We start from the raw sequence: 22,260 nt of genomic DNA, 5'->3' as shown, positions 1-22,260 counted from the left end.
CATGGCGAGGCTCCCGGTCGGGGCTTCGAGTCTTGGTCGACAGCTGTCCTACCTGGAGCCTCGCACCCATCGATCACCAGGCCTGCCGCACCCGTCCCGAGCTGCAAGATCAGCTTGGAAAAGGCTCATTGAAGGAGAGGAACGCGATGGCCGTATCTGAGAGTGTGAACCCTGTTGAGCTGCTGCGCGAGCAGATCGAGGTCGCGTCGCCGGACGTGTTGCAGGCGATGATCCGCACGTTCGCGCAGGCGTTGATGTCCGCCGAGGCGGATGCGGTCTGTGGTGCCGCCTGGGGGCAGCGCAGCGATGAGCGGGTGAACTCCCGCAATGGTTACCGGCTGCGGGAGTGGGACACCCGCGTGGGGACGATCGACCTGGCGATCCCGAAACTGCGTTCCGGCTCGTACTTTCCGGACTGGTTGCTGACCCACCGGCGGCGGGCTGAGCAGGCCCTGGTGTCGGTCGTGGCGACGTCGTATCTGCTCGGCGGCGAGTGGAGAAGCTGGTCGAACAGCTCGGGATCCGGCAGTTGTCGAAGTCGCAGGTGTCGGAGATGGCCGCGCACCTGGATGCGCAGGTGGAGGCGTTCCGCAACCGGCCGCTGGACTCAGGGCATTACACGTTCGTGTGGATGGACGCGTTGACGATGAAAGTGCGCGAGGCCGGTCGGACGGTCAACGTCCACGCGCTGATCGCCGTGGGAGTCAACGCCGACGGCCAGCGCGAGGTGTTGGGTCTGGACGTGGCCTCCGACGAGGACGGGGCCGGCTGGCTGGCATTTCTGCGGTCGCTGACCGCCCGCGGCCTCACGGGGGTCCGCCTGGTCATCTCCGACGCTCACGCCGGTTTGGTGCAGGCCATCGGTGCTGCCCTGCCAGGAGCCTCGTGGCAGCGCTGCAGGACCCACTACCTGCGCAACCTGCTGACGAAGGTGCCGAAGTCGGCGCAGCCGTGGATCGCCACCCTGGTGCGGACGATCTTCGACCAGCCCGACGCCGATGCCGTCCGCGCCCAGTTCGATCGGGTGGTGGCCACGATAGAGGCGAAGTTCCCCGCTGCGGCAGAGCACCTCGACACGGCCCGCGATGATCTCCTCGCGTTCACCGGCTTCCCGCGCGAGATCTGGCGTCAGATCTGGTCGAACAACCCGCAGGAGCGGTTGAACAAGGAGATCCGCCGCCGCACCGACGTCGTCGGCATCTTCCCGAACCGGCCGGCGATCATCCGCCTCGTCGGCGCTGTCCTAGCGGAGCAGACCGACGAGTGGACCGAAGGCCGCCGCTACATGGGCCTGGAACTACTGACCAAGGCCCGCATGATCACCGTCGACACCGACCCACACGACACCAACCACACCGAGCCGACCCCGATCGCCGCATAGCATCAGACCGGATCCCGCGATGGCCGTCTCCTACACCACTCGCGCGGACGTGACCTCCACGAAGCGGCCGATCACGGCCAGGCCGTACGGAAGCCGAACGGATCGGCCTGATCGAGGGTCAGGGCTTCCGACTGCCGCGCCAGTCCAACCCCGGGACTGGCTTGCCCTCGGCCTATCTCCCGCAGCCGACCACGCCACAGCGCGGAGCCCTCAGCCGCTCGCTGCACGCACGGCCCGCGCCGGCCCGGAATCCCTCACCGGCACCAGCATTCGCAGCCTCAGAGATGCCCTCAAAGGCAAGATCGACCCGCCCTCGATCTGCCCACAACCAGTCGTCAACGGCTGGACGCAGCCGGACTCCGCCAGACAAACGACAACGGCCCCCGATCAGCGTTCCTGCTGGTCAGGGGCCGTTGGTGCTCCTGGTGGCGGGTAGAGGATTCGAACCTCTGAAGCTTTCGCGACGGATTTACAGAGCGCCACGGCCAAGCCTTTGACCAGCACAAATTCTGATCAACATGAGTGCGACGACACGCATGCGACACAGATCCTCGCGATCTTGCACCGATGACCTACGGTCGATTGCGGCGGCGGCGTTCAAGCAGCCAGGCCAGCACGCTGCCTGCAGCCACCACTGTGCATCCGGCGAAGGTCAAGGGCACCCACCACGGCCCGTCCGGATCAAGCACCGTAGCGATGGTCAGCCATAGACACAGGACAGCCACCACCGACCAGCCCACCGGCAGCCAGGACAGCACCCGTCGAGTTGCCAAGTCCACTCCCTTGGTCCAGTTCCCTACCGCCAGCCGATCGGGTCACGACCCTAGCGGGGTAATGGAAGCCAATGGAAGAGCTTGAGGGCGAAGGCGTTGCCGGTCGGGCTGTCCGCGTGTTGACCAATCGGTGGATGCCAGACAGGGAGCGCAACGAGAGGATGGCGAGACGCACAGTCACATCGAGGGCACGCGCCTAAGCGGGGGTGCCTGGGAAGGACGGCTGCATGTTGGGTCCGAATGGCTACCTGCCTCCGGGTCGACACATCGTCACAATCGACGAGTTTCGTTCGTCTTTTGTCGAATCCTTCCCTGGATCAAGATCCAGACGGTCCCTATTTGAACGATGGCTTCAACACCGCGAGGCCATATCCGGGATTGCGCCGATCCAACACCAGTGGATCGATGGCAGCTTTGCCACCCACAAGGAGAACCCCCGCGATGTCGACGTAGTCACCTTTCTCATGGCGGACGACGTAGACCGCCTTTCGCCAGGAAAGAAGATGCTACTCGATAGTCTTTTTGACGGTCACGAGACGCGGGATCGATGGGGAATCGACTCTTTCTTTTCGCCCGTGGTGCCCCCCGGCGACCCACGAAGCTCAGCCGCGCGTAAAATGGCGGGAAAGTGGCTAAAGTTTTTCACTGGAGTACGCGAGGACGATACGCTCATTAAAGGAATCTTGGAGGTGAAGGATGGCCAGTGACTTTACGCCGCTCACTCCGGCCGAGTTGGACGAGCCACTAGCCGAAGCGTCTGCCTTCGGTGATTCCTTCAGCTTCTCGCTCGGTGCCCGAGGATTAGCTCAGATGCAGGCTGATTTACGGGAGCCCGCTCGCTCGGTTCTGGAACTGCGGCTAGAGGGAAACCCGGTAACGCGTCACGAAGTGCGGGTGGACGCGCTTTCTCGACTTCTTTCCTCCCTCCAAGAGTCAGTCTCATCTATTGCGCAAGCTATCGTCGGGAAGATTACAACGCGGGCGGCAATACCAGGGCCGCTGCGTGAAGCCACGGCGCTCCGCCTCGCCGCTACTTTTCCTGGCTCATTCGGCGCAGTGCTGAAGGGCCCCGAGCAGCATGGGACACAGCGGGAGATCCCTGGAATCGGCGATTCGGTTGACATCTTGGATGAATCTGTTACCCGCGTTCTCGATGTAATCGGCCTGGTAAACAACGGGGGGCTCGATGAGGAACCGATCGTGGACGCCGTCCTGCCATTGGGTGCCCGAGCATTCAAACACCTATCGGATCTCTCACGTGTTGTCGCCGATACTGGCATGAGCGCTGCTATTTCATGGCAGAAGCCAGGTTCAGACACACGGGATGCAGTTTTCAGCAAACCGATTGCGCAACGACTCGGCGACGTCCTGGATAGAAATCATCTAACCGAAGAGCAGACAATCATTGAGGGTCGCCTAGGAACCGTGAGCGATATCCGGAACCGGATTGAGCTACAAATGGACGACGGCAAGGTTATAACTGCCTCCGTCATCGATGAGTTGGTCCCAGAGCTGGGCCAGTTTTTCACGCAGAGGGTCCAGGGCACGTTTGAGGTAACGACTGCTCGCTCAATCGTCACCGGCACTGAGAGAAGGAGCTATCGCCTCGTCGTTCTAGCACATGCCAATGATGTGCCCGCATCTGAATGACGTGGGCCGCGCCGCGAGCGGCAGGAGCTAGGGACGGGGCCATGCCTCCCAGGCATCCGCAAGGATCTCGCTCAGCTTGGACCTTGCTGGAGTCCAGCTAAAAACGGTGTGGGCGCGGCTGACGTCGGCGATCAGCTCCGGCGGTTCAGGCTTAGGAGGTTGACGTTGAACAGTCACCGGGTGGCCGGTGATCTGTTCGGCGGTGGCCACCACGGCGGCCATGCTCGTTCCAATGCCTGAGCCAATGTTGATGGTCTGGCTAATGCCTGGGGTGCACGCGGTCAGGGCAAGCCGGACTGCGGTGGCGACGTCGGCCACGTGCACGAAGTCCCGCACCGCCGCCCCGTCGCCGTTAAGGGTGACGTGGTCAAGTTCTCCGGTGGTCGCGCGGAAGACGTTCGGAATGATCCGCGCGCGGTCGGTATCAGTAACGCCATCGACGGCCCCGGCGATGTTGAAGGGCCGGAGGATGACCGCGCCGATTGCTCCGGTCGCCGCATATGCCGCGACCATGTGCTCAGCCGCGACCTTGGACGCCGCGTACGGGCTCTCGGGGTGCGGGTCGAGGTCTTCGGACAGTGCGCCGTGGTGCTGCGACCCGTAGACGATGTTGGTGGAGGCGAAGACCAGAGAGGCCGGCGCGGTGTTCGTCCGTGCGGCGTCTAGGGCCATGAGCAGATTCAGGGTGCCGGCCGCGTTGACGTCGAAGTAACCCAGCGGGTCAGCGAACGAGTCCCGCCCGCTGGTCAAGGCAGCAAGGTGTACGACTCCGTCGTACCCGCCCTCCTGGACAATCTCAGCGACCCGTGCGCGGTCCCGGATGTCTCCCGTCACCAGCTCGACGCCGGACGGTGCGGTTCGGTCACCGCGACCCCGGGTCATGACCGTGACCCGGTGACCGGCGGCAAGCAGGTCGCGGGCTACGGCGCGGCCGAGAAATCCCAGGCCACCAGTTACCAGTACGTGCACGTCAGCTTCTCCCCAGGATCGTGCGGCGGTTTTCCCACGCGAGTTCAAGGCATCCGGCCGCCGCCGGTGCCAGCCGCCCGCTGGCGGTCAGTTCGTCGATGGTGTGCCGGGTGAACGGCAACGCCGAGGTTGGCCGTACCCGCCCGGTCTTGACCACGGTTCCCTCAGCGTTGGAGTCGACCATGTCGGCGAACAGGTGGTCATAGGTGGGACCGTCGAACACAGCGACGGTCAGAATCTCGCCCCACAGGGTGAGTGCGTCGAGCGCGACTCCGAGGCAGAAGACCCGCACCCCGCCGGACGCTAACGCGCGGTCGAAGGCCCCCAGCGGTTCCGCGCTGTAGTCCGCCGGTTCACCGTCGCCGCCGTGCTCAGCGCTGCCGAGGAATTCCTCGCTGTACTCCCGCATCATGTTGCGCCATAGGTCGAAGTCGGCTACCTGGGCGGCAGGCAAGACGCTCGATGGCTGGAACACTCCCGCCGGCATGATGTGCAGCATTCCCCCGGCTACGGCCACGTTGCCGGCTGCGCGGTTGTGCAGCACGAAGGACGCTCCGTCGTCGTCTACCCGCAGGGTGAGCGTGTCGGTTGACGGCGCTGTCGGTCGACGGCTGGGCGTGAACGGGTCGCCCACGAGCCGCCGGAAGCCCAGGTTTCGCCAGGACGCCGGCAGGATGCCGCTCCCATCGCCAGCAACGTGGTACATGGCCATTTCGTGCGCGAGCGCTTCCGAGACATCAACACCGCCGAAGTACGTGCCGGTAGTGAACGTGAGTGCACGGTCGGGCTGGCTCCAGTCGACTCCCGCGAGGTGCCACGCGAGCCGGTTCTCAAAGAGCCGGGGCTGTTCAACATCCCGCAGGGCGAGGCTGTAGCGCTGGTGTCGCCGCCCGTCCGACGCCAACGGCCGTACGCCGGCCGCAGCGTCCTCGGTCCCGGTGACGAGGGGCGCGGTTCCCTCCGGGGCGAGCCCAATTCCGAACCGTGCCAACTCGATCGGGGTCGACAGCAACCATTGCGACGCCGCGATCAAGCCGCTGTCACCTACACGCTGCTCTACGTCGTAGAGACGTGCCGCCTCACGGGCGAGCTGCACCCGATGAATGTTCAGCTTCCGCCGGACCGCTCGCCACTCTTCCTGGCTGTCCTCGGCCTGCGGGTGAGACGCCGGATCTTGGTAGATCGCGAAACCTCCGGAATCGTTCTCGGGACTGTCGCGCTGTTGGGGCGTGACGCGCTGCCTGGTAAGTCCAAGGTCTTGCACAGAGACGCCGAAGTGCTCGGCAAGGAGCTGCCGGTAGAGCGCGGACGGGTACGTGATCCCCCGCTCCCACCTGCTGACCTGATTGGCGGTTACGGCCAGTCTCTTCCCGCGCGCCACCCCCAGGCGGTTCAACCCATCCGCCACGTCCTGCTGAGTCTCGCCCGCCGCATCGCGGAGGTTGTACAGCGCGAGATTCGGGGTGGCATCCCTGGCGTGAGCAGGCACAACGGCCCTCCTTCGCTGGCGTAGGCATCCGCCGATGCGCAACCGCGCCTAGTCGATGCCTAGTGGACGACGGTTACCCGGCTGGTGAACGGCGTTCGGATGCGCGGTCGGAACTGGTGTCCTTATCGCCATGACCGACATCGACCGCCATCCGCTCTACGGCATCCGCGAGCCGCCGCACCTCGGCGTGAAGCTGGTCCAGCCGCGCGAGTACCAGCGACGAGCTGTCCGCCCGCCCTACTCCCCCACCGCTGTTCGGCGGCGTGGCCCCGGTCAGCACGGCACGAAGGTAGTCGTCCGGCCAGCCGAGTGCCTGAGAAATCGCGGCGAGCGTGCGCGCCGACCGCTTGCGGGTCGCGGTCGCCTTTTGCAGCTCACGCAGGGTGGCAACCGACACCTTGGACCGCTCGGCCAACTCCTGCTGTGACAGCGGCAAATCGGCCATCCGGCCGTTGATTGCGCTGGCCACAGCCTGCCAATCCTCCACCCGATGCCTCCCTGTCTGACTGCTTGATCCGCTGATCCTAGTCCTCCCACCTCGTTGACACCGCACAACATCAGCGCTAATTTTAGCGCTGAAATCAGCTATGCCGGCCGGATGGCCCGGGGAACGGCGGCACGTAGTTGCCGTACGCCCATGGATCGCCGGATTAGGTCGTTATTTCTTAACTCCACAGCGACAGGAATGAGTGCGCGTAGCGCCGCTGAGCAGCATCTCTGCCTTGAGCCACACGGTGGTCGACCCCGGTAGGTCCCGGCGAGCGGAGCGAGTGAAGCGGGTGCGCGCACTGCATGACTTCCCGCTGCAACGACTTCCCGGAGGTTTCCCGTGCGGAACCGACTTGCCCTCATCACCGCCGAGCCGACCGTCGCCGACCTGGCCGCGATCGACCGTGAGTGGCCGCTGATCGCGGCCGAGCTGGACCTGTTGGACGCCGAGATCACGCTGCTCTACGCCGAGGACCACGGCGGCCCGACCGCGCTGGACTGGCGGCGGTTGCGCCGGGCCGAGGCCCGCGTCACCCGCGCCGCCGAGACGACCGCCCGGACCGACCCGCGCCGCGCGGCCTGATGTCGCGCATCCGCGCCGCCTACTTCGATCCGGACGGGGCGCGGTTCGGAATCCCCACGTACTGGTGGAGGGGTGCCCCGCCCGGCTACGCCACCCGCCGTCAACTGACCGCCGCCGGCCTTCGCCCCGGTGGTCAGCCCATCGCCGCTCAGGTGCTCTGGCGTGGTGTCGGCGGCACCCGCACCGCGTACCTGTACCGGGTCGACCTGGCCGCGCCGAAGCGCACCGCGACCCCCGCGCAGCGCGCGGCGATCGGCAAGGCACTGACGGCCCGCCGCACCTGCCGCACCTGCCACCAGGTGCGGCCGTATTTCATCCCGCGCTCGCTGGGCGAATGCCTCGCGTGCGCCTTCCCCCAGGAGGACGCAGCATGACCGCCCCTGCCATCAACGGCACCAAGTACCCGCAGCCCGTCGACGAGCTGCTACCCGCCGCCCGGCTGCTCTTCGTGAAGCTCGGCGGACCTCCGTCGCGCAACCGGCTCATGCGTGAGTTCCGCATCGGTGCCCCGAAGGCCGACGAGCTGCGAGCCCGCCTCATCGCGGAGGCGGAGACGGTCCGGGAGCGCCTCGCCGCTCAGGAGTACAACCTCGTTCGGGGTGGGACCGGCGGCGCGACTGACGCCGATGTCGCCGACGCGGCCCGCCGGGTCGCGGCCGACCCGACCGCACCGGGCTACCTGCGAGAGACGGCCCGCGACTTGCTCGCCGGTGTCGCCCCGGACCCGCTGCCGACCCCGGTCATGCCCGAGCCCACGCCGCCGGCCGAGCCGGACCCGATCCCCGCGCCGGAGATCTCCACCGCCGAGCCGGTCGCCGAGGTCACGCCGGTCAGTCACCCGGACACGCCTGCCCCGCCCGCGCCGGCCCGGTCGGCGGTGGTGTGGCCGGTGGTGCTGCTGGCGCTACCGGCGTTCGTCGCGATCTGGTCCGGGTGGGTCGGCCTCGGCGGACTCACCGGGTTCGGCATCGTGCACCCGCTACCCGGGATCTGGGACAGCTTCTCCATCAACTCAGCGATCACGCTCCCGATCGGGGTCGAGACGTACGGCGCGTACGCGCTCTACGTGTGGCTGTCCGGGCGGGTGCCCGAGCGTGCACGCCGGTTCGCCAAGTGGTCCGCCCTCGGTTCCCTCGCGATCGGCGCGCTCGGCCAGGTCGCCTACCACCTGTTGGAGGCCGCCGGAGTCACCTCGGCCCCCTGGTGGATCACTACCGCCGTGGCCTGCCTGCCGGTCGCGGTGCTTGGCATGGGTGCCGCCCTCGCGCACCTCGTTCGCACGCACGACTAGCGCCGCCCGGCGGCGCGGCCACTCGGCTTCCCAACCTGCGCCGCGCCGCCGGTCCCCTGCCCACCCGTCTTGCAGACATCAGGGAGAGAAACACATGATCCCCCGCCGCGCGGCTGCCGCGCACTCCCGAACCGTCCTGCTGCCCTGCGGCAAGCACTACGCCACGTTGTGGGGCAACGCCAAACCGCCCACGACCTGCGACGACTGCCCGCCCACCAGCAGCCGCTAGCCCGCACCTCACCCCCGGAGAGGACACCCCGACCGATGCGTATCTGGCACCTGTTCAACGCGCTGGCCCTGGCCAACCTCGTGCTCATGTTCACCGCCGACGACACCACCAGCCGCGTACTGCACGCGGTCGGCACGGTCGCGTTCGCGGTGACCGCCATCGCGACCCGCCCGCCGCGTCCCTGACCCCACCCGGCGGCGCGGCCACCTGGCTACCAACCCGCGCCGCGCCGCCGGCCCCCTACCGATCTCCCGACCGTTGGAGGAACCCCCATCATGACTGCCCCTGATGAGAACCGTTTCGACTGGCAGGCCGCCGAGAACGACCTAACCGACCCCACCACCGGCGGCCCGGATGCCGAGGTGGTCGACCTGGACGACGCCCGCGCCCGCCGGGTGCCGCGCCCCCGCCCGCCGGCCGACGACGACACCGCCGAGGACGACGGCGCGGATGCCGAGACGGTCGACGACGGCCCCGAGCGCCTCGGCGGGTTGGTCGACGCGGCCGAGGACATCCCGCCGGAGGTGCTCGCCCGGCAGCGGGAGCGTCGGCCGATCCTGGCCGAGTGGGCGCGTTCGTGGCGCGGCCTGCGTGCGGCGGCGCGGCACCAATCGAAGGATGCCGGCTACGTGACCGCGTACCACGCGGTGCGGCTGCCGAAGTACGCGGCGAAAACCGCTGTGTGGGCACCGGTCGGGCTGTTCCGCGGCCTCGGTCGGGCGTTGCACTGGGCCAGCGCCGAAGAGGGCAACTGGCACCTGCGGCAGGCCGCCGCGACCCGTGGTGAGGCGGACGTGTGGCTCAAGCTCGACGCCCGCCGGCAGCGCCAAAGCGTGTGGCGGTGGTGGGTGCTCGCCGCCGGTGCCGGCGCGACCGTGACCGGGGCGATCGTCCTGACCCTCGGGCCGCCGTGGTGGCGGTGGGTCGCCCTCGCCGTGGTGGTGCCGCTGCTGGCCACCCTCGGCCGACCGGCGGACAAGCCGCTCACCGACCGGGTCACCGAGGGCACCCGGTACCGCAAGCTGACCGCCGAGCTGGTGCGGCGGGCGTTGACCTCGTTGCAGATGGCCGCGATCAACAGCGCGGTCGCCAAGGACCCGAAGGCGATCAGCTTCCCGGTCGACATCCACCGCGACGGCCCCGGCCACCTGGCCGTGGTCGATCTCCCGTATGGAGTAGAGGCCGCCGAGGTCGTCGCCCGGCGCGGTCGGCTCGCCTCGGCGATGCGGCTGCCGCTGGATCAGGTGTGGCCCGAACCGGCACCCGGCCACACCGGGCGTCTGGCGTTGTGGGTCGGCTATGAGCCGGCGTCGCAGATGAAGCAACCCGCGTGGCCGTTGCTGTCCGACTCGGCGAAGGTCGACGTGTTCAAGGCGTTCCCGATCGCCACCACGCCCCGACTGGACACCGTCGCGGTTGACCTGATGTTCCGCAACTACCTCTTCGGCGGGCAGCCCGGATCCGGGAAGACGTTCGCGCTGCGCGATCTGATCCTGGCCGCAGCCCTCGACGCGCGCACCGAGATCCGGGGCTACGAGTTGAAGGGTGTCGGGGACTTCGCGGTACTTGAGTCGGTCATGGCCGAGTACGGCAACGGCTTCGATGACGACACCCTCGCCCGCTGCTTCGCCTTCATCGAGTGGCTGTACGAAGAGTGCCGCCGCCGGTCCAAGCGCATCGAGCACTACGCGAGGCTGGGCAAGGCACCCGAGAACAAGGTCACCCCGGAACTGGCGTCGCTCAAGGGGTCCGGCCTTCACCCCCTCGTGGCCTGGTTCGATGAGCTGCAAGAGCTGATGACCAGCAAGTACGGCAAGGAAGCCGGCGAGATCCTGGAAAAGGTCATCAAGCTCGGCCGCGCGTTGGGCGTGATCATCCTGATCGGTACGCAGATCCCCGACAAGGACAGCTTGCCGACCGGCATCACCCGCAACGTCAACTCCCGGTTCTGCCTCTCCGTGGCCGACCAGACGGCCAACGACATGATCCTTGGCACCTCGGCCTACAAGAACGGCTACCGGGCGACGGTCTTCCAGCCGGTGGTGGAGGCCGGGTGGGGCATCCTGCGGGGGTTCGGCGCGAAGGCGTCGGCGGTGCGGTCGTTCTACGTCGACACCACCGCCGCCGCCCGCATCGTGGCCCGTGCGGTGGCGCTGCGGACCACGGCGGGGACGCTGCCGAAGCTGGACGAGCAGACCCGCGACGTGGCCCCGGTCGCGGATGTCCTCGGCGACCTGGCGCAGATCTGGCCGGGTGACGAGAAGGCGGTGTGGAACGAGACGCTGTGCGCGCTGCTGGCCGAACTGCGACCCGACGTGTACGGCGGGTGGGAGGCCGCGCAGCTCACCACCGCGCTCAAGCCGCACCCGCTGGTGAAGGTCGGCGACGTGGGGCGGCGCATCGACGGCAAGGCCACCACCCGGCGTGGCATCAAGCACCCCGACGTGCTCGCCGCGATCGCGGAGCGTGACCGGAAGCGGTCCGCCGGCTAACCCGCCGCGAGGGTGCTAGCGCTAGCGGCCCGTCCTGCTAGCGCTAGCACCCTCGCTAGCACCCGATCCGAATCATGAGCTGCGACCTAGCAGATAGCAGCTCACGGCCCCGTGCACCCAAAAACCGGCCCAGGAGGCACCTGTGAACCCCCACCTGACCGCCGCTATCACCCTCGCCACGATCCCCGTCCTGATCACGCTCGGTTATGCCGGGCTGTGCTGGGTCAAGCCCGTCAAACCGTGTCAGCGGTGCGCCGGCACCGGCCGCATCACCACCCGCGTCCTGCGTCGGCCGCGTGCCTGCCGGCGCTGCGACCGAGGCCACCGGCTGCGCACCGGCCGCCGCGTCTACAACCACTTCCACCGGCTGCGGGCCGAGGCCAACCGATGAACCGCCACGCCGCCGGCCACACCGAGTGGTGCGGCAAGGACCACCGATGCGGCCTCGGCGAGCACCGCTCTGACGAAATCATCGTGGATGTCGCCGGCCGCTCCCGCGCGGTGCTGGTGCGGGTGCGCACCGCCGCTGGCCGCGAGCACGCCGAGGTGCGCGTCAGGGTCGCGCTCGCGCCGTCCGAGCTGGCCGCCCGGCGGCAGTTGGTCGGGCTGCTCGGCGACCTGCGGCACGCCGTGACCCGCGCCGCGATCAGCGCCCGGCCTCGACCGAGGCGGGCCGGCTGATGGAGGCGTGGCTCACCGGCACCCGCGCCGAACTGGACGCCGCCGTTGCCGCCCTTGCTGACCTCGGGCACGTCATCCAACAGGGCCAGCGGTGGCCGATGGGCGGTGTTGATGTCGGCCGTTACCGCCTCTACCTGCGGCTGGCCGTCGCCACCGCCGCCGGTCGGCACCGTCCGGCCCTCGACACCGGCACCGACGCCGGAGGCGAGCTGATCGACCTCACCGCCGCCCGCGCTCTGCGTCGCCCCGCCTGAACAGGAGCACTCATGTCTGACCTGCTTACCGCCGCGATCGCACACGCCGAACGCGGCTGGCACGTCTTCCCGCTACGCCCCGACGACAAGCGACCCGCGTTCCCCGACCACCCCGCCGACGACTGCACCGGCCGCGACCCACGCTGCCGCACCGCCGGGCACCACCTCGGGTGGGAGCCCCGTGCCACCACCGATCCCGACCGCATCCGCCGAGCGTGGACGCACCGCCCCTACGGCATCGGGTTGGCCTGCGGCCCATCGCGGCTCGTGGTGGTCGACCTCGACGCCCCGAAGAACGACACCACCGGCCCGACCGGGCTGGACACCCTCGCCGACATGGCCGCCGCACACGCCGCCGGCATCGAACCGACATACACCGTGACCACCGGGCGGGGCGGCACCCACCTCTACTACCGCCACCCCTACGACGGACCGCCGCTGCGCAACACCGCCGGCACGCTCGGCCCGCTGGTCGACACCCGCGCCCACGGCGGTTACGTGGTCGCGGCCGGCAGCACCGTGGCCGGTCGGCCCTACCGGGTCGACCTGGATACCGAGCCCGCGCCCCTGCCGGGATGGCTGGCTGCCCGGTTGGTTCCGGCGCCGCTTCCGCCGCAGCGGCCGGTGGTGGTGTCGCTGCCGACTGACCGCAGCGGCGCGTACGTACGGGCCGCGATCGGCCGGGAAGCCGACCGGGTGACCACCGCGCCGCCCGGCGAGCGCAACCGGACGCTGTACATCGCGGCGGTGGCGCTCGGGCAGCTCGTGGCGGGCGGCGCGGTCGCCGAGGACGAGGCCCAAAGCGTGCTGGAACAGGCGGGCGTGACGGGCGGGCTGAGCTGCGCCGAGGCGTACCGCACCATCCGATCCGGGTTGGCCGCCGGCAGCAAGCGACCCCGGCAGGTGGCCGCGTGACCCGGCCTGACGACAACCGCAGTTGTCACCGCGCGCCCCAGCTCCACCCCGCAGCCGCACATGTCACCGACCACGCCGCCGCGCTGGCCGCCACCCGGACGCCCTCGGACATCCTCGCCGCGCTGGCCGCGATGGAGGCCGCGTGCCGGGAAGCCCGAGAGTGGATCGCAGTGGACCTCGTGCTCAACGACGGATGGTCGTATGCCGAGGTCGGCCGGGCGACGGGCACCACCCGGCAGGCTGCCAGCAAGGCATACGCCGACCCGGTCAACGCTCGGATGCGCCGCAGCGTGATGGGCCGCGACGACGCGGTGGTGATCGTGCCGTGTGGCAGCGCGAAGCTCGACCGGCCCGCGCCGGCCGGACTCATGTACACCGGCAGCTACCACCGCGCCTGCCGCCGCGCCGCCGACCGGATCGGCGGGCGGCTGCTCATCCTGTCCGCCCGCTACGGGCTGCTCACCCCAGACACCGTGATCGAGCCGTACGACGTGCGGATGGGCCAACCCGGTGCCGTCACCGCGCCGACCCTGTACGCGCAAGCACGCCGCCTCGGCATCGACGTGGCCGGCACCGTGACCGTGCTCGCCGGCCGCGACTACGCCGACCCGGTATCCGCCGTCTGGCCGCACGCCCGCCGCCCCCTGGACGGCACGCGCGGGATGCCCGAACAGATGGCCGTGCTCGCCGAGCTGGCGCACGAGCCGACAACCCCGGTTGTCACCAATCCCCGTTGCACCGCCCCGATACCGGAAGGACGTGCCGCATGACGCCCGCCCGCCTTCACCTCGTCACCGATCCGGAAGCCACCGACGCACCACCGGCCAGCGGCGGCCCGCTGTGGGATGTTCCAGTGCCCTTGACCGGGCCGAGCACCGCGCCGCCGCCGTTCCCGGTCGACGTGTTCCCCGCGTGGCTGGGCGACATGGTGACCGGCGTCGCCCGGTTCACCCAGACCGACCCCGCGATGGCCGGCACCCTCGCCGTCGCCGTGCTGTCCGCGTGCGCGGGCGGCCGGTTGGAGGTGGAGCCGGTCGGCGGGTGGCGGGAACCGGTGAACGTGTTCGCCGCTGTGATCGCCGGCCCCGGCGAGCGGAAGTCACCCGTTCATCGGGCGATGACCGCGCCGCTGTTCGCCGCACAGTCGACGCTCGGTGAAGCGATGCGACCTCGGATCGCGGAAGCGGCGGCGCTGCGGGACATCGCCGACCGGCACGCCGAGCAGGCCAAGACCCAAGCCGCGAAAGCCAGTGACCCGGGCAAGCGCGACGAGGCCGCCGCCGAGGCCGTTGCCGCTGCTATCGCGGCCGAGGCGATCACCGTTCCTGGCCTGCCCCGGCTGATCGTTGATGACGCCACCCCGGAAGCCCTCATCGGCCTGATGGCCGCCAACGGCGGACGCATGGCGATCATCTCGGATGAGGGCGGGATCTTCGACACCCTCGCCGGCAGGTACTCCGGTGCCCCGAACCTTGACCCCTACCTCAAGGGCCATGCGGGGCAGCCGATGAGCAACGAACGGCAGACCCGCGAGGGAGCCTCAGTCGACAAACCCGCGCTGACCGTGTGCGTCATGGCGCAACCGACCGTGCTGCGGAAATTCGGCGGGAACGCCGACCTCGCCGGGCGCGGCCTGCCGGCCCGGTTCCTGTTCGCCCTACCCCAATCCCTCGCCGGATACCGGCTGGTCGACACGGAGCCGGTGCCCGAGGCGGTGACGGCCGGCTACCGGCACCGGGTACACGACCTGGCCGCCACCCTCGCCGAATGGGAAGACCCCGCCGTGGTCACCCTCACCCCCGAGGCCGGGCGGGTGCGGCTGGCCGCCGCTCAGGAGGTGGAGGCACAGCTACGCCCCGGCGGGACGCTGCACGACATGCGGGAATGGGGCAACAAGCTCTCCGGCGCAACGCTGCGCCTGGCCGGGTTGCTGCACGTCGCCCACCACCCCGCCGACGCGTGGCGACGCCCCATCGACGCCGACCGAACGGCCGACGCGGTGAGGCTGGCGGAGTTCTTCGCGGCGCACTACCGGGCGGCGCTCACCACGATCGGCAGCGACGCCGCGATGGAGAACGCCCGGTACGTGCTCGGGGTGCTCACCAGCAAGGGCATGACCACGTTCACCCGCCGGGAGGCGCACCGCCGGGTAGCTCGCAAGCTGCCGAAGTCCGACGAGGTGACCGCCGTGCTCAACGAGCTGATTGCCCTCGGGTGGGTCCGCAACGGGCCGGACGGCCGCTACGAGCTGCACCCCCGCGCCGCCGGAGGGGACCCCGGAAGCGCTGACACGCTGACAATCGCCGCGACTGGCGACGTTTCCGCAGCTCAGAGCACCCGGGAAGGTGTCAGCGGCCCGTGCTGACAGGTGCTGACAGGCGCTGACAATCCCCGCCGACGCCCGTGAGGTGTCAGCGCTGTCAGCGCCTGTCAGCGCACCCCGCTGACACTTCGCACCCTCGCTGACCTGGGGAAACGTCACTAGCAAGCCCTGCTGTCAGCGTGTCAGCGCTTCCCGGCCTCCCGCCGCCGAGTGTCGGCATCGACCGCCGGGCCGACCGCCCCGGAAACGGCCCGCTGAGACCCCCCGAGAGCGCCAGGCCCTACGCCTACACCAGGACGCCCCGGATCTTGCCTCTACGGCGCTCTCGGCGGGCCGCGCTACGCCCTCCTGCCGCATCGCCTAGCCGACCCTCCACACGCGACCCGCGCCGACCGGAAGGCCCTCACCGTGCGAATCAGGCTGCACGGCACCCCCGCTGAAACAGCCGCAGCGCTCGACGCCATCGCCCGCGTGCTGCACATCCACCAGGTCAGCCGCCCCTACCCCGACCGCCGATCCCCGCTGTTCCAGCGCATCTACCTCCATGCCACCCCGAGGGAGGACACCCGCCCATGACCAGCCGCCGAACCCCCACCGGGAACCTGCTTTCCCTCGCCGAAGTCCTGGACGAACTGCGCGTACCCCGGTCGACCTTCTTCCGCTGGAAGGCCACCGGCCGCGCACCCCGAACGATCAAGTACCCGAACGGCAGCCTGTACGTCCGCCGCCGCGACCTGGACAACTGGCTCAACGACCACGAAGAGGCAGCATGAGCAGCACCTACGACGTACGCGTACACGGCATCCTCAAGAACCAACTCACCAAGGGCTACTCATACGTTGTCCGTTGGAAGGTGGCGGGCGAGCCGTTCCGGAAGACGTTCGCAACCCGCGCCCTAGCCGAGAGCTTCCGGTCAAAGCTGGTGGTGTCGCAGCGGGAAGGCGTCGCGTTCGACAAGGCCAGCGGACTGCCCGAGCCCATGGCCCGCGCACTCAACGCCCGTTCGTGGTACGAGCACGCAGTGGCCTACGTCGACATGAAGTGGCCCCGCGCGTCGGCGAAGCACCGTAAGGGCATCGCCGAGACGCTGGCCACCGTCACACCGGCTCTGCTATCGACGGACCGGGGCGTACCCAGCGACAAGGCTCTACGGGCCGCGCTCTACGGGTGGGTGTTCAACAAGGCTCGCCGCGACGCTGGCGACCCGCCCGTTCACCTGGCCGCCGTCGTGCGCTGGCTCAAGGCGAACACCGTCGATCTGACGGCGGTCGCCGACGCCGCCTTGGTGCGGAAGGCGCTCGACACGCTCGCTCTCCGGATGGATGGTGCCCCCGCCTCGGCGAGCACGATTGCCCGTAAGCGGGCAGTCTTCTCCGGCGCTCTCAAGTACGCCGTCGAGCTGCGACTACTCGACACGCATCCGATGGCCCTGGTGAGCTGGGCTGCCCCGAAGACGGCCGATGAGATCGACCGGGGAGCGGTGGTCAACCCCGATCAGGCGCGAACACTGCTCGCCGAGGTGGGCCGTACTAAGCCTGAGTTGGAAGCGTTCTTCGGATGCATGTATCACGCCGCCCTACGCCCTGAAGAGGTTCTTCACCTGCGCGAAGACGAGTACGAGCGGCCCGCCGAGCCTGACGGGTGGGGCGTACTGCACCTGACCGGCTCGACCGTGGCCGTCGGCCGAGACTGGGGCGACGGTGACGACACGGCCGAGGATCGCGGGCTCAAGCACCGGGCAAAGTCGGCCACGCGAGATGTGCCGGTGCCGCCGCCGCTTGCGCGGCTGCTCGACCGCCACGTCAAGGAGTACCCGCCCGGATCGAACGGCAAGCTGTTCGTCACCCGACGCGGCCCCGGTGGCCGGTACGTGCCGACCGCCGGCCAGCCGATCCCGAACAACACCTACGGAAAGGCGTGGCGCGACGCGCGAGCAAAGGTGCTCACCCCGGCACAGCAGCGCTCACCGCTGGCCCGGCGACCGTACGACCTGCGGCACGCCGCCGTGTCGCTCTGGCTCAACGCCGGGGTGCCCGCTACCCAGGTCGCCGAGTGGGCCGGGCACAGCGTGCACGTCCTCATGCGGGTCTACGCGAAGTGCGTTTACGGCCAGGAGGAAGCCGCCCGCCGACGAATCGAGGCGGCCCTGAGAGAGGTGAGGCATGCCCCTTCAACTGGCTAAGCCATGCCTTAGGTCCTTGTGCATAGCGATGGTCAGGCCGGCGAGTGCGAGTGTCACTTGCTTCACGTCGCCCTTCTGCCCTTGCCTCGTGAACTCGCCTATTGCGTCGACCGCCTTCGAGTACTCAGCCGACATAGCCGAACCGGCCAGAAGGGCGATTTCGGAGCGAAATCGACCAATCGCCATGAAATGAGAGAGTTGCTTGTCTTGCAGTTCAAGAATCTCGGTCCGCTTTTCAGAGGATTGTTCAGCTTCACCCTCAAGCGATGTTCGTCGGATGGACAACTCGACCGCACTTGTAAAGACATCGAGGGTCTTAATGTAAAGAGCTTGCTTGTCCATCCGAAGCTGGCGGCGGGCCTCACTATCAAGCTGGTGACCTAGAACCCGCTCCTGGCTCCTGCGAGCGGAAGCCGCCGTCCACACACTTCCGAAGATGCCCGCGAGACCTACGGCCCCGGTCGTCACCGGAGACAACCACTCCCATGCCACAGGCTCATGGTGCCGCCCCCTAGCAAGTCGTCCGGGCCGGCGACACGTATACGACACGGCCAACGAGATCGAGCGGGCTGGAGCGGGACCAAGCGAGACTCACAGAAGAGGCCCCTGACCGGCGTTCACGCTGGTCAGGGGCCTCTTCGTGCACCTGGTGGCGGGTAGAGGATTCGAACCTCTGAAGCTTTCGCGACGGATTTACAGTCCGCTCCCATTGGCCGCTCGGGCAACCCGCCAGGGCACCACACCGCACCGGGTCGCGACGCGGCGGCGACTGCAAGGATAGCGGCTGTCCCCGGCACAGGTGCAAGCGGGTACCGTCAGGGGGTCGTACCGCTGGTCAGCGGGGGACATAGGACCACAGACCGCCGGACAGCAGGAGCATGAGTATGGCAGCGAACCCGTCGTTTGACATCGTGAGCAAGGTCGACCGCCAGGAGGTCGACAACGCCCTCCGCCAGGCGGAGAAGGAGCTCGCGACGCGGTTCGACTTCCGGGGTACCGGCGCCGAGATCTCCTGGTCGGGCGAGGAGGCCATCAGCCTCCAGGCGGAGACCGAGGAGCGGGTGCGGGCCGCGCTGGAGGTCTTCAAGGAGAAACTGGTCAAGCGGAACATCTCGCTGAAGTCCCTGGACGCCGGTGACCCGCGGCCGTCGGGCAAGGTCTTCAAGGTCGACGCCAAGATCATCCAGGGGATCGACTCGGACAAGGCCAAGGCGATCAGCAAGAAGATCCGCGACGAGGGCCCGAAGGGCGTCCAGGCGCAGATCCAGGGCGACCAGTTGCGCGTCACCGGCAAGAAGAAGGACGACCTCCAGGCCGTCATCGCCCTGCTCAAGGGCGAGGACTTCGGGGTCGCCCTCCAGTTCACCAACTACCGCTGACGGCGATCGGCCGGTCCGGACCACCGGGCCGGCCGACCCTACCCCGCCCGCAGACCGGTCGGCCCTCCCACCGGCACCGCGGCCACCGGCGGGCCGGCTGGGCCACGGCGGCCGGCCACCGACTACCGGGCGAAGATCAGCAGCAGGATCACCGTCAGAATCGCGCTGATCAGCAGCGAGCCCAGGCAGCCCACCCGGTTCGAGAAGAAGACGAACATGCCCTCCGGGTACCCGCCCGACGGCGGATTCAGACCATGCCGGGGGTACCGCGGCCGGTCAGACGGGGACGGGCTCGTCGGCGCGTACCGCGGAGGTCTCCGCGCGGGCGATGGGGCCGGCGGGCAGGCCGGCGACCGCGGCCCCGACGGCGACCGCGCTCCCGGCGAAGAGGAACGCCCAGGACACGCCGGCGGCGTGGTCGACGATCAGGCCGGCGATGGCGCCGCCTGCCGCGCTCGCGCCGACCGACATGGTCACCACCCAGGTGTACGCCTCGTTCAGCATGCTGGTCGGGGAGATCCGCCCGATCAGGGTGTTCTCCAGGGTGAGCGCGGGTGCGATCGTCGCGCCCCCGATCACCAGCGCGGTGCCCAGCGCCGCCGGGGTGGGCATCACCGCGAAGACGGCGAAGCTGGCCGCCACCGCCGCGAGCAGCAGGGAGAACTGGCGGGTCATGTTCCGCGCCGGCTTGCGGACACCGAACCAGACTCCGCCCAGCGCGCTGCCGACACCCCAGACGGCCAGCAGGATCCCGGCGAGGCTGTCCGGGTCGTCGGAGGTGTAGTCGGAGGCGAATGCGGGCACGATCACCCCGGCGGCGCCGAAGGCGATACCGAGGCTGGCGACGCAGAGCAGCAGCGCCGGGAAACCGGCGACCCGCAGCGGGCCGAGCCCCCGGGCGTGGTGCTCGCGCGGGTGGGGGCGCCAGCCGCGCATCACCCGCCCGAGCGCCACCGCCGTGGTCCCGAGGAGGGTGACCACCGCCGCGCCGACCAGGGCCGCCGCCGCGTCGGCGACCAGCACGAACCCGGCGACCAGCAGTGGGCCGAGCACGAAGACGGTCTCGAACAGGGTGGTTTCCGCGGCCAGCGCGGTGTTGCGCAGGTGCCACCGGCCGGAGGCGGGCGAGGTGAGGTCGTTCCAGGCGCCGCGGATGGCGGCGGTCAGCGGCGGGTAGGTGGCCCCGGCCACGCCCGCCGTTACGAGGACCAGCGCCAGGCTGGCTGCCCCGGTGCGGGTGGCCCAGAGCAGCCCGAACAGGGCGAGCGGGTGGGCGACGGCGGTGCCGAGCAGCACTGGGCTGGGGCCGATCCGGTCGGCGATCCGCCCGGCGACCGGGCTGAGCGCGGCGCCGGAGAGGGCGTAGATGCCCCCGGCGACGGCGGCGAGGGAGTAGCGGCCGGTGACCTGCTCGACCACGAGCAGCAGCGCCAGCGGGGTCATGCCGATCCCGAGCCGGCCGATGATGCCGGTGATCAGCAGCATCGGCGCGCCGGGGATCCGCCAGACGCCCAGGTACTGGCGCAGTGCGGCCACCGTGAACCTCCAGGGGTGTAATGGGCGGGAGACGTTTCGACCCTAACGCCCGCGCCCGCGCCGGAGAACCGGTTTGTGCCCGCGCACACGGCCGCGCCCGCGTCCGGCGAACCGGACGCGGGCGCGGTCGGTGATCAGTGGGTCAGCGCTGGAACCGTACCGGGCCGGCGCTGGCCGCCATCCGCTCCAGGCGGGCGACCCGCTCCTCCATCCGTGGGTGGGTGGAGAAGAGCGCGGCCACGCCGCCGCCCCGGAACGGGTTGTCGATCATCAGGTGGGCGGTGCTGGTGAGCTGCCCCTGGGCCGGCAGCGGCCGGCGCTGGGTGCCCATGTGGATCTTCCGCAGGGCGCTGGCCAGGGCCAGCGGGTCCCGGGTCAGCCGGGCGCCCGACTCGTCGGCCTGGAACTCCCGGCTCCGGCTGATCGCCAGCTGGATGATCGTCGCCGCGATCGGGCCCAGGATGATGGTGAGCAGCAGCACCGCCGGGTTCGGGGCGTCCTCGTCGTCGCCACCGCCTAGCGGGATGAACCAGGCGATGTTGGCCAGCAGGGTGATGATGCCGGCCAGGCCGGCGGCCACGCTGGAGATGAGGATGTCCCGGTTGTAGACGTGCGACAGCTCGTGCCCGATCACCCCGCGCAGCTCGCGGTAGTCGAGGATCTCGGTGATCCCCTGGGTGACGCAGACGGCCGCGTTCTGCGGGTTCCGCCCGGTGGCGAACGCGTTCGGCTGCGACGTCGGGCTCACGTAGAGCCGGGGCATCGGCTGGCCCGCCTCGGTGGCGAGCTCGCGCACCATCCGGTACAGCTCGGGGAACTGGGCCTCGCTGACCGGTTGCGCCCGCATCGAGCGCAGTGCGAGCTTGTCGGAGTAGAAATAGGTGACGCCGTTCATCAGCAGCGACGCGACGACGGCGATGACCAGGCCGCCACTGCCGCCGAACCAGTAGCCCACCGCCAGGATCAGCGAGGTGAGCAGGCCGAGCAGCGCGGCGGTCTTGAGACGGTTGTGATGCACGGTCACTCCTTCGGTGCACGGATCGTGCGGGATCCGCTGACCGGTTCAACAACACCGGTACCCCTCAACCATCCGCCTCATGGCTGTGAGTTCGCTGGGAGCGTGACCAGCCGGCTCCGGGTCAGCGGGCGGCGAGGTCGAGCACGAGCTGCGGAGCGACGCCGATCACCAGGGCGACGGCCGTCGCCGTGGCCAGGACCACGCCGACCATCCCGCCCGGGACGGCGGTCGCCGGGACGGGGGCGGTCGGCGTCGCGGCCGTCGGGACGGCCCAGAGGGCGGCGGTGACGCGCAGGTAGTAGGCGAGGCCGAGCACCGCGTTCACGGCCACTACCACGGCGAGCCAGCCGGCGCCGCCGTCCAGCAGCGAGCGGACCACGGTCACCTTGGCGAAGAGCCCGGCCAGGCCCGGCGGCAGGCCGGCCAGCCCGACCAGCGCCAGCCCGAACGCCGCCGCCCGCCAGGGTTGCCGCCGCGCCGCGCCGCGCAGGTCGTCGAGGCTGCCGCCGTCCGCGTCCGCCGGGCGCAACGCCACCACACCCGCGAAGGCCCCCAGTTCCAGTACCACGAAGAAGACGGCGTACGCCACGGCGGCGGCGTACGCGGCGGTGCGGGCGTCGCCGGTG

The 22,260-nt window shown here is 69.5% G+C and carries 26 protein-coding genes, 1 tRNA gene and 1 pseudogene; 19 read left to right on the top strand and 9 right to left on the bottom strand.

Translation table 11 applies throughout. The annotated features are described in order from the left end of the window. Positions 1-146: 146 nt before the first annotated feature. A pseudogene (locus C1I99_RS13530) lies at positions 147-1,381 on the top strand (IS256 family transposase). Between the two features lie 572 nt (positions 1,382-1,953). Here the strand turns inward: C1I99_RS13530 and C1I99_RS32315 are convergent. Beyond that, complete coding sequence (locus tag C1I99_RS32315) at positions 1,954-2,154, bottom strand: hypothetical protein (protein WP_146603954.1); 201 nt, start codon at positions 2,152-2,154, stop codon at positions 1,954-1,956. 227 nt (positions 2,155-2,381) lie between these two features. On the opposite strand from C1I99_RS32315, the gene C1I99_RS32310 reads away from it, so the two are divergent. Next, on the top strand, positions 2,382-2,861 hold the full coding sequence (locus C1I99_RS32310; RefSeq protein ID WP_146603953.1) for a DUF6932 family protein: 480 nt from the start codon (positions 2,382-2,384) through the stop codon (positions 2,859-2,861). Further along, positions 2,851-3,804, top strand: coding sequence for a hypothetical protein (locus C1I99_RS32305; RefSeq protein ID WP_146603952.1), 954 nt, complete (start codon positions 2,851-2,853; stop codon positions 3,802-3,804). The genes C1I99_RS32310 and C1I99_RS32305 overlap by 11 nt, the downstream gene beginning before the upstream one ends. Positions 3,805-3,831: 27 nt before the next feature. Here C1I99_RS32305 and C1I99_RS13520 read toward each other — a convergent pair whose 3' ends face one another. The 3 genes from C1I99_RS13520 to C1I99_RS13510 form a co-directional block, all read right to left on the bottom strand. Next, entirely contained in the window at positions 3,832-4,773 is a 942-nt protein-coding gene (locus tag C1I99_RS13520) for an NAD-dependent epimerase/dehydratase family protein (protein WP_111134557.1), read from the bottom strand. A 1-nt stretch (position 4,774) separates the two neighbouring features. Continuing rightward, positions 4,775-6,262, bottom strand: coding sequence for a helix-turn-helix transcriptional regulator (locus C1I99_RS33965; protein WP_233512491.1), 1,488 nt, complete (start codon positions 6,260-6,262; stop codon positions 4,775-4,777). A 73-nt stretch (positions 6,263-6,335) separates the two neighbouring features. After that, positions 6,336-6,749, bottom strand: a complete 414-nt coding sequence (locus C1I99_RS13510; protein WP_199562109.1) for a helix-turn-helix domain-containing protein — start codon at positions 6,747-6,749, stop codon at positions 6,336-6,338. Positions 6,750-7,091: 342 nt separating this feature from the next. Here C1I99_RS13510 and C1I99_RS13505 point away from each other — a divergent pair, with 342 nt between their 5' ends. The 15 genes from C1I99_RS13505 (at position 7,092) to C1I99_RS13450 (ending at position 17,701) form a co-directional block, all read left to right on the top strand. Next, entirely contained in the window at positions 7,092-7,334 is a 243-nt protein-coding gene (locus tag C1I99_RS13505; protein ID WP_233512490.1) for a DUF6284 family protein, read from the top strand. Further along, positions 7,334-7,708, top strand: coding sequence for an RRQRL motif-containing zinc-binding protein (locus tag C1I99_RS13500; RefSeq protein ID WP_111134556.1), 375 nt, complete (start codon positions 7,334-7,336; stop codon positions 7,706-7,708). Before C1I99_RS13505 ends, C1I99_RS13500 begins: the two co-directional genes overlap by 1 nt. Continuing rightward, on the top strand, positions 7,705-8,625 hold the full coding sequence (locus tag C1I99_RS13495; protein WP_111134555.1) for an ABC transporter permease: 921 nt from the start codon (positions 7,705-7,707) through the stop codon (positions 8,623-8,625). Before C1I99_RS13500 ends, C1I99_RS13495 begins: the two co-directional genes overlap by 4 nt. A gap of 94 nt (positions 8,626-8,719) precedes the next feature. Then, positions 8,720-8,854 (top strand): hypothetical protein, encoded by a 135-nt coding sequence (locus C1I99_RS34600; RefSeq protein WP_267897494.1) that lies wholly within the window; start codon positions 8,720-8,722, stop codon positions 8,852-8,854. Positions 8,855-8,889: 35 nt separating this feature from the next. Further along, positions 8,890-9,039, top strand: coding sequence for a hypothetical protein (locus tag C1I99_RS33320; protein ID WP_199562108.1), 150 nt, complete (start codon positions 8,890-8,892; stop codon positions 9,037-9,039). A 90-nt stretch (positions 9,040-9,129) separates the two neighbouring features. Continuing rightward, the gene (locus C1I99_RS13490) at positions 9,130-11,346 is read left to right on the top strand and encodes a cell division protein FtsK (RefSeq protein ID WP_111134554.1); all 2,217 of its coding nucleotides are present in this window, start codon (positions 9,130-9,132) and stop codon (positions 11,344-11,346) included. A 142-nt stretch (positions 11,347-11,488) separates the two neighbouring features. Next, entirely contained in the window at positions 11,489-11,737 is a 249-nt protein-coding gene (locus tag C1I99_RS13485) for a hypothetical protein (RefSeq protein ID WP_111134553.1), read from the top strand. Continuing rightward, entirely contained in the window at positions 11,734-12,027 is a 294-nt protein-coding gene (locus tag C1I99_RS13480; protein WP_111134552.1) for a hypothetical protein, read from the top strand. The genes C1I99_RS13485 and C1I99_RS13480 overlap by 4 nt, the downstream gene beginning before the upstream one ends. Next, positions 12,027-12,281, top strand: a complete 255-nt coding sequence (locus C1I99_RS13475; protein WP_111134551.1) for a hypothetical protein — start codon at positions 12,027-12,029, stop codon at positions 12,279-12,281. Before C1I99_RS13480 ends, C1I99_RS13475 begins: the two co-directional genes overlap by 1 nt. 12 nt (positions 12,282-12,293) lie before the next feature. Next, on the top strand, positions 12,294-13,196 hold the full coding sequence (locus C1I99_RS13470) for a bifunctional DNA primase/polymerase (protein WP_111134550.1): 903 nt from the start codon (positions 12,294-12,296) through the stop codon (positions 13,194-13,196). Continuing rightward, the gene (locus C1I99_RS33315) at positions 13,193-13,966 is read left to right on the top strand and encodes a DUF6884 domain-containing protein (protein WP_199562107.1); all 774 of its coding nucleotides are present in this window, start codon (positions 13,193-13,195) and stop codon (positions 13,964-13,966) included. Before C1I99_RS13470 ends, C1I99_RS33315 begins: the two co-directional genes overlap by 4 nt. Next, the gene (locus C1I99_RS13460; protein WP_111134549.1) at positions 13,963-15,561 is read left to right on the top strand and encodes a YfjI family protein; all 1,599 of its coding nucleotides are present in this window, start codon (positions 13,963-13,965) and stop codon (positions 15,559-15,561) included. The genes C1I99_RS33315 and C1I99_RS13460 overlap by 4 nt, the downstream gene beginning before the upstream one ends. Before the next feature lie 366 nt (positions 15,562-15,927). Beyond that, complete coding sequence (locus tag C1I99_RS33310; RefSeq protein WP_199562106.1) at positions 15,928-16,095, top strand: hypothetical protein; 168 nt, start codon at positions 15,928-15,930, stop codon at positions 16,093-16,095. Further along, a complete protein-coding gene (locus tag C1I99_RS13455; protein WP_111134548.1) occupies positions 16,092-16,292 on the top strand; it encodes a helix-turn-helix transcriptional regulator in 201 nt (66 codons plus the stop codon). The genes C1I99_RS33310 and C1I99_RS13455 overlap by 4 nt, the downstream gene beginning before the upstream one ends. Then, the gene (locus C1I99_RS13450; protein ID WP_111134547.1) at positions 16,289-17,701 is read left to right on the top strand and encodes a tyrosine-type recombinase/integrase; all 1,413 of its coding nucleotides are present in this window, start codon (positions 16,289-16,291) and stop codon (positions 17,699-17,701) included. Before C1I99_RS13455 ends, C1I99_RS13450 begins: the two co-directional genes overlap by 4 nt. On the opposite strand, the gene C1I99_RS32300 is transcribed toward C1I99_RS13450, so the two are convergent. Beyond that, positions 17,690-18,193: a hypothetical protein gene (locus tag C1I99_RS32300; protein WP_146603951.1), complete on the bottom strand. Its 504-nt coding sequence runs from the start codon at positions 18,191-18,193 to the stop codon at positions 17,690-17,692. The two genes, C1I99_RS13450 and C1I99_RS32300, sit on opposite strands and share 12 nt — an antisense overlap. 155 nt (positions 18,194-18,348) lie before the next feature. Further along, a tRNA-Tyr gene (locus C1I99_RS13445) sits at positions 18,349-18,432 on the bottom strand. A gap of 153 nt (positions 18,433-18,585) precedes the next feature. On the opposite strand from C1I99_RS13445, the gene C1I99_RS13440 reads away from it, so the two are divergent. Further along, positions 18,586-19,080: a YajQ family cyclic di-GMP-binding protein gene (locus C1I99_RS13440; protein WP_111134546.1), complete on the top strand. Its 495-nt coding sequence runs from the start codon at positions 18,586-18,588 to the stop codon at positions 19,078-19,080. A 276-nt stretch (positions 19,081-19,356) separates the two neighbouring features. Here the strand turns inward: C1I99_RS13440 and C1I99_RS13435 are convergent, their stop codons facing one another. The 3 genes from C1I99_RS13435 to C1I99_RS13425 all read right to left on the bottom strand — a co-directional run. Next, the gene (locus C1I99_RS13435; RefSeq protein ID WP_111134545.1) at positions 19,357-20,616 is read right to left on the bottom strand and encodes an MFS transporter; all 1,260 of its coding nucleotides are present in this window, start codon (positions 20,614-20,616) and stop codon (positions 19,357-19,359) included. Between the two features lie 142 nt (positions 20,617-20,758). Continuing rightward, the gene (gene htpX, locus C1I99_RS13430) at positions 20,759-21,634 is read right to left on the bottom strand and encodes a zinc metalloprotease HtpX (protein WP_111134559.1); all 876 of its coding nucleotides are present in this window, start codon (positions 21,632-21,634) and stop codon (positions 20,759-20,761) included. A 121-nt stretch (positions 21,635-21,755) separates the two neighbouring features. Further along, on the bottom strand, positions 21,756-22,260 hold a 505-nt coding region (locus C1I99_RS13425; protein WP_267897493.1), incomplete at its 5' end, for a proton-conducting transporter transmembrane domain-containing protein.

The sequence above is a fragment of the Micromonospora deserti genome (assembly GCF_003236335.1).
GTDB classification, from domain to species: Bacteria; Actinomycetota; Actinomycetes; order Mycobacteriales; family Micromonosporaceae; genus Micromonospora; species Micromonospora deserti.
This window is presented reverse-complemented; position numbering and strand designations above follow the sequence as displayed.